Annotated in this window: 8 protein-coding genes; 5 read left to right on the forward strand and 3 right to left on the reverse strand. The window is 59.6% G+C overall.

All coding sequences use genetic code 11. The annotated features are described in order from the left end of the window. The first annotated feature begins 217 nt into the window (after positions 1-217). Genes ACRESD_RS15390 through ACRESD_RS15400 form a run of 3 tightly spaced genes read left to right on the forward strand, consistent with a single transcriptional unit; the run spans position 218 to position 3,783 of the window. Positions 218-877 (forward strand): paraquat-inducible protein A, encoded by a 660-nt coding sequence (locus ACRESD_RS15390; protein WP_431751705.1) that lies wholly within the window; start codon positions 218-220, stop codon positions 875-877. Further along, on the forward strand, positions 864-1,487 hold the full coding sequence (locus ACRESD_RS15395) for a paraquat-inducible protein A (RefSeq protein ID WP_431751706.1): 624 nt from the start codon (positions 864-866) through the stop codon (positions 1,485-1,487). The genes ACRESD_RS15390 and ACRESD_RS15395 overlap by 14 nt, the downstream gene beginning before the upstream one ends. Further along, entirely contained in the window at positions 1,480-3,783 is a 2,304-nt protein-coding gene (locus ACRESD_RS15400) for an MlaD family protein (RefSeq protein ID WP_431751707.1), read from the forward strand. The genes ACRESD_RS15395 and ACRESD_RS15400 overlap by 8 nt, the downstream gene beginning before the upstream one ends. A gap of 171 nt (positions 3,784-3,954) precedes the next feature. On the opposite strand, the gene mksF is transcribed toward ACRESD_RS15400, so the two are convergent. Genes mksF through mksB form a run of 3 tightly spaced genes read right to left on the reverse strand, consistent with a single transcriptional unit; the run spans position 3,955 to position 8,766 of the window. Continuing rightward, positions 3,955-6,795 carry an Mks condensin complex protein MksF gene (gene mksF / locus ACRESD_RS15405; protein ID WP_431751708.1) on the reverse strand — a complete coding sequence of 947 codons (2,841 nt, stop codon included), beginning with the start codon at positions 6,793-6,795 and terminating at the stop codon, positions 3,955-3,957. Further along, positions 6,792-7,499 (reverse strand): Mks condensin complex protein MksE, encoded by a 708-nt coding sequence (gene mksE, locus ACRESD_RS15410; protein WP_431751709.1) that lies wholly within the window; start codon positions 7,497-7,499, stop codon positions 6,792-6,794. Before mksE ends, mksF begins: the two co-directional genes overlap by 4 nt. After that, a complete protein-coding gene (gene mksB, locus ACRESD_RS15415) occupies positions 7,489-8,766 on the reverse strand; it encodes an Mks condensin complex protein MksB (RefSeq protein WP_431751710.1) in 1,278 nt (425 codons plus the stop codon). Before mksB ends, mksE begins: the two co-directional genes overlap by 11 nt. A gap of 187 nt (positions 8,767-8,953) precedes the next feature. On the opposite strand from mksB, the gene ACRESD_RS15420 reads away from it, so the two are divergent. Together ACRESD_RS15420 and rimI are read left to right on the forward strand one after the other, a co-directional pair. Continuing rightward, positions 8,954-9,697, forward strand: a complete 744-nt coding sequence (locus ACRESD_RS15420; protein ID WP_431751712.1) for an energy transducer TonB — start codon at positions 8,954-8,956, stop codon at positions 9,695-9,697. Then, positions 9,690-10,142 (forward strand): ribosomal protein S18-alanine N-acetyltransferase, encoded by a 453-nt coding sequence (gene rimI, locus ACRESD_RS15425; protein WP_431751711.1) that lies wholly within the window; start codon positions 9,690-9,692, stop codon positions 10,140-10,142. Before ACRESD_RS15420 ends, rimI begins: the two co-directional genes overlap by 8 nt. Positions 10,143-10,186 lie beyond the last annotated feature (44 nt).

Genomic DNA, 10,186 nt, shown 5'->3' on the forward strand with positions numbered 1-10,186 from the left:
GTGAAACGATGCATCGCCGATGGTAGTGTGGGGTTTCCCCATGTGAGAGTAGGTCATCGTCAAGATTAAATTCCGAAACCCCATTTGCGAAAGCAGATGGGGTTTTGTTTTGGGCGCTCGAAAATATCTCCCGAGCGAGCCGACAAAATTGCACAGTTATTTCTGACCCAGACCACTAGAATAGGCACCTAACCTTTTTAGAGTCTGAGCCCTATCTATGCCCGATCCGGTTGATACCCTCGGGGTGTCGGATTTACCGCTGGACGACCTGGTGGCATGCCATGAGTGCGACCTGTTGATGCGCAAGCCGGCGCTCGCCTTCGGTGAAAAAGCCCAATGCCCACGCTGTGGTTATGAGTTGTACGCTCACCGCCACAATGTCGTGGAGCGAAGCCTCGCCTTGGTAATTGCTGCGCTATTGCTGTACATCCCCGCGAACTTTTTACCCATCATGCAGCTCAATCTACTCGGACAGTCTTCCGAAGATACCGTTTGGAGTGGCGTGGTCGGCCTATTCGATACCGGCATGCAAGGCGTCGCGGCTGTGGTGTTCCTGTGCAGCATGGGCATTCCCTTGCTCAAATTGCTCTGCCAATTAGCCGTGCTACTCAGCATTCGCTGGAAAGTCGGTCGTAGCTATGGGTTGTTGCTCTACCGCATTTACCACCATATGAAGGACTGGGGGATGCTGGAGGTCTACTTGATGGGCGTGCTCGTGGCGATTGTAAAACTCGCCGATATGGCCTCCATCACGATCGGCCTGGGACTTGTCTGCTTTGTCAGTCTATTAATCGTTCAAGTGCTGCTGGAGGTGGTGATGTCGCCCCACCAGATTTGGCAGGCACTGTCTGGAGAGGATGATCATGCGAGCGATTGATGCAGGCATTCTGATCTGTACCGAATGCCACGAACTGAACAAACAAGACGCTGACACCGATGAGCAACTCTGCACCCGTTGCGGTGCGTTGATCCATGCACGTCGCCCCAACAGTCTCACCCGTACCTGGGCCTTGCTGATTACCGCAGCCATCTTGTACATCCCAGCCAACCTGTTACCGATCATGACCATCAACGCGCTCGGTCAGGGTGATCCCAGTACCATCATGGCCGGTGTGATCCAACTGGTGCAACATGGCATGTATCCCATTGCAGCCGTGGTATTTATCGCCAGTATCCTGGTGCCGACATTCAAGTTGGTGGGCATCGGTCTGCTACTGTTCTCGGTACAGCGCCATCAGCCGCTGTCCGCGCAACAACGCATTATCATGTACCGCTTTATCGAATTCATTGGCCGCTGGTCCATGTTGGATATCTTCGTGATCGCCATCCTAGTGGCGGTTGTAAACTTTGGGCGACTTGCCAGTGTCGAGGCCAACCTCGGTGCCGCAGCGTTCGCCAGTGTGGTGATCTTGACGATGCTTGCCGCAGTAACTTTTGATCCCCGACTGATTTGGGATAACACGGAGTCGGACGACGACCATGAGTGATTTGCCTAAAGCTAAAACCCGCCCAGCTTCGAACTGGTCTGCCATTTGGGTGTTGCCCCTGATTGCCCTGATCATCGGCGGCTGGTTGGGATGGCGTGCCTATACCCAGCAGGGTATTGAGATCCAAGTCCGCTTTGAAAGCGGTGAAGGTATCCAGGTCAACAAGACCGAAGTGGTCTACAAAGGCATGACCGTGGGCAAGGTCAAAACCTTGGCCCTGGATGACGAAGGCAGCAATCGCGGTGTGATCGCGACCATCGAAATGAACAAGGATGTTGAGCAATACCTCAAGACCAACACACGTTTCTGGCTGGTCAAACCCAGCGTCAGTCTCGCCGGCATCACCGGCTTGGAAACCCTGGTCTCAGGTAACTACATCGCGGCCAGTCCTGGTGACGGTGAGCCTACCCGCAAGTTCAAGGCGTTGTCCGAAGAGCCGCCGTTGTCCGACGCAAAACCCGGCCTGCACCTGACCCTCAAGGCCGACCGGCTGGGTTCGCTCAATCGTGGCAGCCCGGTGTTCTACAAGCAGATCCAGGTCGGCCAGGTCAAAAGCTACCTGCTGTCCGAAGACCAGAGCACAGTGGAGATCAAGGTCTATATCGAACCGACCTACGCCAACCTGGTGCGCAAACATACGCGCTTCTGGAACGCCAGCGGTATCAGCATCGACGCCAACCTCTCCGGCGTGAAAGTGCGCAGCGAATCCCTCTCCAGTATCGTCGCCGGTGGTATCGCCTTCGCCACGCCAGAGAATCGCAAGGACAGCCCGCCGACCGATCCAAGCCTGCCCTTCCGCCTTTATGAAGATTTTGATGCGGCCGCGGCCGGCATCAAGGTCAAGGTCAAACTCACTGACTTCGAAGGTTTGCAGGCCGGACGCACCCCGGTCATGTACAAAGGCATCCAGGTTGGCAGTCTGAAAACCCTGAAGGTCGACCCAGATCTTTCCAGTGCGAATGCTGAACTGACCCTCGACCCACTTGCCGAAGACTATCTGGTGCAGGACACCCAGTTCTGGGTAGTCAAGCCGTCCATCTCCCTGGCGGGTATCACTGGCTTGGAAGCCTTGGTCAAAGGTAACTACATCGCCATTCGACCTGGCGACAAAGGCAGTGCCCCCCAGCGCGAATTCGTCGCCCGGGCCAAGGCACCGCCACTGGACCTGCGATCCCCAGGCCTGCACATGGTGCTGCTCACTGATAACCTCGGTTCCCTGGATGTGGGTAGCCCGGTCCTCTACAAGCAGGTCAAAGTCGGCTCGGTGCAGAGCTACCAGTTCTCGCGCAAGAACAAGCAACTGGTGATCGGTGTACACATCGAGAAAGAATACGAAAACCTGGTCAACGGTTCGACGCGCTTCTGGAACGCCAGTGGTGTCACCCTGACCGGTGGCCTCACTGGCGGCATCCAGGTGAAGAGTGAATCCCTGGCCAGTCTGATGGCCGGTGGTATCGCCTTCGAAACCCCGGAACCCAACGTACCACTGAAAAAGCGCATCCCTCGATTCCGTCTGTTCGCCGATCGTGAAGCGGCCCATCAACATGGCACATTGGTAACCATCAAGGTCGATCGCGCCGATGGCCTGCGCCCCGGCACGCCGATACGTTTCAAGGGACTTGACGTGGGCAAGATCGAGAACGTCGACCTCAGTGCCGACATGCAGTCGGTCTTGCTCAGCGCTCGTATCACCCAAGTGGCCGACCGGATCGCGCGCGCGGGAAGCCAGTTCTGGGTGGTCAAGCCTGAACTGGGCCTGATGAAAACCTCGAACCTGGAAACCCTGGTCACTGGCCAATACATCGAAGTGCTGCCGGCAGCGAAAAGCGTCGGCCCACAAAAAAGCTTCGTTGCCTTGAGCCAGCCGCCTGAGGCCGTGCATCAAGAAGAAGGCCTGAGTCTGACACTCAGCGCCGCACGCCGTGGCTCACTGAAAGAAGGCGTACCGGTCACCTACCGCGAAGTCACTGTCGGTAAAGTGACTGGCTACGAGTTGGGGCAGACCGCCGACCGCGTGCTGATCCACATCCTGATCGAGCCCAAGTACGCACCGTTGGTGCGCAGCGGCAGCCGCTTCTGGAACAGCAGCGGCTTCGGCCTCGACTTCGGCCTCTTCAAAGGCGCGACCGTACGCACCGAGTCCCTGGAAACACTGGTCGCCGGCGGCATCGCCTTCGCCACTCCAGACGGCGAGCGTATGGGCAACGCAGCACGGCCGCAGCAAACCTTCCCGCTGTTCGACAAATTTGAGGATGAGTGGCTGACCTGGGCGCCTAAAATTCCACTCGGCAAGTAGACCGAGGCGCGGCCATCGCGGGCAAGCCCGGCTCCCACATTCGACCGCATTCCAAAGGATGTATTCGGTTAAATGTGAGAGCGGGATTGCCCGCGAAGAGGCCCGCACAGCCAACATAAAAAAGGCCCCTGGATTCTCACCCAGGGGCCTTTTGCGTTTCAGCGGAAAAAGTCAGACCTCATCCAACTCCGGTTCATCTGCCTGCACATTCAGGGTGGCCTTCACCACGTCGTGACGACGGATGTACTTCCAGTCCGCCTCATCGATGTAGATCCCGTTCGGCCCGCTGCCGCCTTCCAGGTCGATGGCGACCTGGGCCGATACCTGCGGCTTCACACTGGCCAGGATCGGCACGAAGCCCAACTGCAAGCTGGTTTCCAGCAAGGCGGCCTGGTTCTTCTCGTCGATGTCCGCGGCCTCATCCAGGTAGTACGGCAAGCGCACGCGCCCGGCCTGGTCGCGGTCCATCAAGTGCAGCAACAAATACATGTTGGTCAGCGCCTTGATGGTCATGGTGGTGCCGTTCGACGCAGCGCCATCGATGTCGGTGTGAATCACCGGCTGGCCGTGCACCTTGGTGATCTCGAAAGCCAGCTCGAACAGATCCTTGAGGCCCAACTGGTTATGGTTGGCGGCCACGAGACGAGCCAGGTATTCCTTGGCCTCTTCGTTCTTGTTGTCTTGCTCGGCGCTTTGGCTCAGGTCGAACACCGACAGGGTTTCGCCTTCTTCATATTGACCGGCACTGTGGATGATCTGGTCGATATGCTTGAGGGCTTCCTTGTTCGGGGCCAGCACGATGCGGAAGCTTTGCAGGTTGGACACCTGGCGCTTGTTGATCTCGCGGTTGAACAACGCCAGCTGATGCTCAAGGCTGTCGTAGTCGCTGCGGATATTACGCAGGGTCCGTGCAATATCGGTGACCGCCGCACGGCGCGCCTTGCCCAGGGTCAGGGCTTCGTCGGTACGGTGGGCATAGGCGTTGATCAGCAGTTGCAGGCGACGTTCAACATCATCCTCGCTATCGAACTTGGCGACGCCCTTGAGGCGTACCTGGGCATACAACGCTTCGATCTGGCCATCAGCGCGCAGCAACCCTTGCCAACTGTCCTGATAGTCATTGAGCAGTGGCAACAGGTTGTCCATGGAGTCGTCGACCGGGTCCATGAACGGTGTGCCAAACGGCAAGTCGGCAGGGAGTAACTGACGACGGCGCAAAGCGTCATCCAGTGTGCGCTGCTTGGCTTCCATATCGCCTATCTGACGTCCCACCAGTTGCAGCTTGGCCGACAGTTGCTGGACGCGTTCGGTGAAGGCATCGCTGGAGCGCTTCAGTTCATCCTGGGCCGCTTCCATCTGCGCCAGGTTTTCCAGTTTCTCGCCTTCTTCGGCACTCAGGGTTTGCGTGCGGCGGAAGTCTTCCAGCGCCTTCTGCGCATCCAGCACTTGCTGGTACAGCGCTTCGGTCTGGGTCTTGCTCGCTGCACGGTCAGAGGCCACGGCCTGCTGAGTCTTGAGCTGCTTGAGTTCTTTCTCCAGACGCTCTTTCTGATCGCGCAAGGCTGCGCGATCCGCCAACGCCTGCAACGCCGGTGGCTCGATGTGGGAAATGTCGATGGAAAGGCCTGGCACTTCGAAACGCTCGCCCTTGAAGCCATCGAGGATCTGCTCCAGGGATTTGACCCACTGGCCGTCCTCGTCCAGCGTGATGCCGTGCTCGCCCAACGGCAGGCTGAACAGCGAACTGTTGAACAGTCGCATCAGGCGCTCGACATCCTGCTGTGAGAATTCTTCGCGGAGTTTGGCGTAGCTATTGTTATCCGCGTGGTCGAGCTGCTGCTTGACCGACTTCAAGCGTTTTTCCAACTCGCGCAGACGCTCGTCCAAATCCTCGGCGCTGAACTGTCGCGACTGCGCCAGGGCGCCGGCCAACTCATCGTGAGCATCCTTGGCCGCCAGCAGTTGCTGCTCCAGCACCTTGACGTCATCGACCAAGGCAAAGCGATGCTTGAGCACCGACAACTCGCCCAACCAACGCTGAATGCCGCTGATTTCCCGCTCCAGGCGCATCAGTTCCTGGGTGCCGCCGCGCTGGTCGTTCTGCAGCGCATCTTGTTCGTTGCGGTAGTGCTCGGCCTGGATCGTCAGCTCTTCCTTGCGCGCACTGGCATAGTCCGACCAGGTGCCCAGCAACGAATCCAACAGCGGCGACAGGCGATGCAGTTTACCGCGCAGGATATCGCGCTGTTTCACGCCATTGGACAGCGCCTCGACCAAAGGCCCGGCGGCCACCAGCGAGTTGTAGTCCTGTTCCATGCGTCGTACATCACGGAAGGCTTCTTCACACGCGGCGATGTAATCGACACTGCCGGAACGCAGGCTGTGTTCGAAGGCATCGAGGAACAACTGCTTGAGCTTGGCCGCAGTGATTTCGCGCATGTGCAGCAGGTTGATAAACAGCGCGCGGAAAGTCTTCAGGCTCTGCTCGCTGGTGGAGCGCAGCGGAATCAGGGTCAGGTCCAATGGGATCGACGTGTGGCCGCCCACCAGCAAGCGACGCAGTTCATCGGGCTTGAGTTCGTAGGCTTTCAGGCCTTCGCGCTCAAGGTTGGTGAACAGCTCTTTTTGACGCAGGCAGGTGTCGTTTTTCTGGTAGTGGGCCAGGTCCAGCTTGCCCGCATAGGCAAAGAACTGATGCCCGAAACCGCCGCCTGGGCCACGCCCGACCACGCCAATCACGTGCGGGCCGTGGGGCAGGGACACTTCCACGAGGATGTAGCTGGTGTCAGTCGCGAAGTAGAAGCGCCGCGATTGCTCCAGGGTGTACTTGCCGAAACTCATGTCCGACATGCGTGCCAGGATCGGGAACTGCAAGGCGTTGATCGACGCGGATTTACCCAGGTTGTTCGCGCCATACACCGACAAGGGTTCTTCCAGCGGGAACAGACCCAGGCTGTAACCCGCGGTGTTCAATAGGGCGAAGCGGCGGATGCCGTAGCGTTCCTTACTCATGCGTCGGTCTCCTGTTCTTCGGCAATGGCACGGGCCAGGGCGTCTTCTTCGCTTTCTTCCGCGAAGTCACTGAGGTCCAGCGGGTCATCGGTTTTCAACAGTTTTTCGTCGCTGTCTTCGTCGATGATCACCGGCGCCGGCAACGGCAATACGCTGTGGATACTGGCGGCCAAGTCGCGGTCCTGCTGAACCGAGAGGCACACGTCGAGGAAGCGGTGCATCGGTGGAAGGAAGCGGTACACGCCGTTGTCTTCGCTGGCGAAACCCAGCTGGGTCATGCGGCGCATGATTTTTTCTTCGAGTTCTTCCTGGGTCTGCACTTCGGCCTGGATAAACAGGTCGCGGTACTTTTCCAGCAATGAAGGCAACTCATCGCGGCCCAGACTGCCACCGTCGAGCACAGCGATCGGGTCGCGACCCTGGTCGGCCAGGTGCTCGACGATGATGAAGGTGAACAACGCCAAACGCTGGGCGGTCTTGTTCACCTGCGCGGCTGCTACGGCGGTGTCCGGCACAAAGTAGTAGAAACCACGGGTATCACACACCAGCTCAAAGCCCAGGGCCTTGAACAGCGTGCGGTACTGGTCCTGGAAGTTCGACAGTTGCGCGTACAGCTCCGGGTCACGGCGGCTGACGTGGTAACCCTTGAACAGCTCGCGAAAGATCGGCGCCAGCTGGGACAGTTCGGATAGATCAAGATGCATAAGGAGTGCTCGCAGAATTCTCGGCGGCGTCAGGCGTAGCCGGGAGCAGGGCGAAGGAGCGCAGGCTGACCTGGTGCTCGTGTGTGTGGTAATCGCGGCGTTCCAGGCGTTCGCGCTTGAAGCGTTTTTCCCGCGAGAGGCGCGAGAACCAATACAGCAACTCGTCAGTCGCGCCGTCCGGTTCCTGTTCCAGCAGCCAGGTCATCAGGTCTGGCATCGGCAGCGCGTCTTCGCAGCGTTCGAGCATTTCCTTGACCGTGCGCGGTGCGCGCTGGGCTTGGCCCTTGTGGGTTTTGTGGGCCTTGGGGAAACGCGCCGGTTTCGGCTCGAAGTTCGCCAGGGCATACACATAGGCTTCGACTTGGCTCGCGGCGCCGAGGAAGGTGCTTTGTGGCCGAGTAAACATTGGCATCGCCGCTTGCGGCACTGCGTCCAGACCTTTACGGCGGATCGCCGACAAGGCCAGTGCGGCGCCACGGGTCACGGCGTTGTGCCGGCGCGCTTCTTCGCGTAGAGGCAACAGCAGTTCCCGCGCATGACGCAAGGTCAGTTGGGCGCTGGTCTGCATTTCGAGGATGCGCGCGTGGGTGCGCAGCAGCATGTCGTCGTCCACCAGGTGGCCGAGGCGCTGTTGTTCGGTGAGCATGCGCAGCAGCACATTTTCCACCTTGCGCACGCCTTGCTCGAAGGCGCCGTCGGCGTTGACCAACTGGATCATTGGTTCGACGTATTCATCCCAGGTCGCCAATACCTCGGCGTAACGCTGGCGCAACGGGATCTGGCGGTCGCTGGTCTTGGCTCGGTCGGCCACGGCGGCGAGGGCCTGTTCGTCGTTGGCGAGTTTTTTCAGTACATCGCGCACGCGCATGTCGAGCAGGCGCAGTTGACGGGCCAGGTCGTGGCCGTCACGGATGTCGAAGGCGTCCTGGATATAGCCGGCCAGGCGCTCAAGGTGGCGCAGGTAGGCTTCGATTTCCAGGCACAGGCCAAGCCGGTGCTCCTTGCGAAGATAGGCCAGGAAGTCATGGATCTGTGCATTGAGCTCGAAACGGTTCGGGCTCTTGGCGACAGGCACCAGGATATCCAGGCGAATCCACACGTCCAGCAGGCTGGTAATGTCCTGAGGCGTGCTGTCCAGTTGTTGGGCGGCCAGTTGTGCGCGCAACTCGCCCAGGCTCAGGGTGCCTTGGTCGAAGTGTTCACACAGTGGCTCAAGCAGGGCCCAGTGTTCGGCGAGGGCGCGTAGGACGCGCTTGGGTTCGATCATCGGAATGGCCGGCTGGTTGGCGATTAAAAGTCGCGATTGTACTGCATCAGGCGCGGGATTTATCCACAGCCGGTCAGAGCGCAGTGGGCGATTGTTGTCGAACAGCGGTAGAATCCCCGCTCTTTACTTCTCCACAAGTGGCCGAGCTGTGCTTATCGAGTCCCGACGTCGCGCTTACTTGACCGCCATGCAAGTGGTCAATTGGCTGCCCCGCACCGAACTGCCGTTTGCCGCGCCATCGCGGCCCGAGCTGTTGCAGGCGCTTGAACCCTATGAGGCGTTCGAGTCATCGGGCGAGGAGGCTGCTGCGCCGGTGGCGGTGGTCAAGCCCGTCGTCGAAGCGCGCCCTGCGGTCGAGCGGGCGAAAATCGAAGTGCCGCGCCCATCTGCGGTGGCCAAGCCAGTGGTCGCCGAAGAGACTGCGCCGGTAGTCAAGGCGCCGGTCGTGCCGCCGCCGCGCTTTGCCCTGCAATTGCTGCGTGCCGGGCGGTGTCTGCTGCTGGTGGAGTTGCCGACTGGCGAACGTTTCCAGACTCGCGACCCAGCCTACATGCTGCTCAAGGACATGCTGCGTGCTGCGGGCCTGCCCGACAGTCCCCAAATCGTCGGCGACCCGGTGCGCTGGCCGCTGCTGGTGCGTGGCACCATGGATCAGGGCCCGGAAGCTGCTCGGGATTTTGTGCAAGGCTTTGTGTCGGCGCGCCTGGAAGACGAGCCCTGCGTGTGCCTGTGGCTGATCGGTCTGCCCGCCGTGCGTTTCGCCGGCGAGGCCAATGCCGAATCCTGGTACCGTGAACTGCAGGTCGAGGGTCTGGGGTCGGTGTGGGCCTTGCCGGGCCTGGAATTATTAATGGAAGAGCCACAGCGTAAGGCTGATGTGTGGCAAGCCATGCGCCAGCTGATGGCGCGCTGGAAAGCGACTGATGAGTGAAGCTGTATCCTTCCGCCCGATGACCGAGGCCGACCTCGACGCCGTGCTGAAAATCGAATATGCGGCGTTCAGCCATCCCTGGACCCGCGGGATTTTTCTCGACGGGCTGGGCAAGTACCAGATCTGGCTGATGTTCGAGGGCGAGCAGCAGGTGGGCCACGGTGTGGTGCAGATCATCCTTGATGAAGCGCATCTGTTGAATATCACCGTCAAGCCGGAAAACCAGGGCCGTGGCCTGGGTTTGGCCTTGCTGGAACACCTGATGTCCCGTGCGTACGCCGCCAGTGCCCGGGAATGCTTCCTGGAAGTGCGCGACAGCAATACCAGCGCTTTTCGCCTGTATGAGCGGTACGGCTTCAACGAGATTGGCCGCCGGCGGGACTATTACCCAGCAGTGGGTGGTCGCGAAGATGCGGTCGTCATGGCCTGTACCCTGGTCGACTGAATACGCGCAATTCAATGTGGGAGGGGGCTTGCTCCCGATGGCAG

Origin of the sequence: Pseudomonas sp., assembly GCF_050739995.1 — a bacterium.
Classification (GTDB): Bacteria; Pseudomonadota; Gammaproteobacteria; order Pseudomonadales; family Pseudomonadaceae; genus Aquipseudomonas.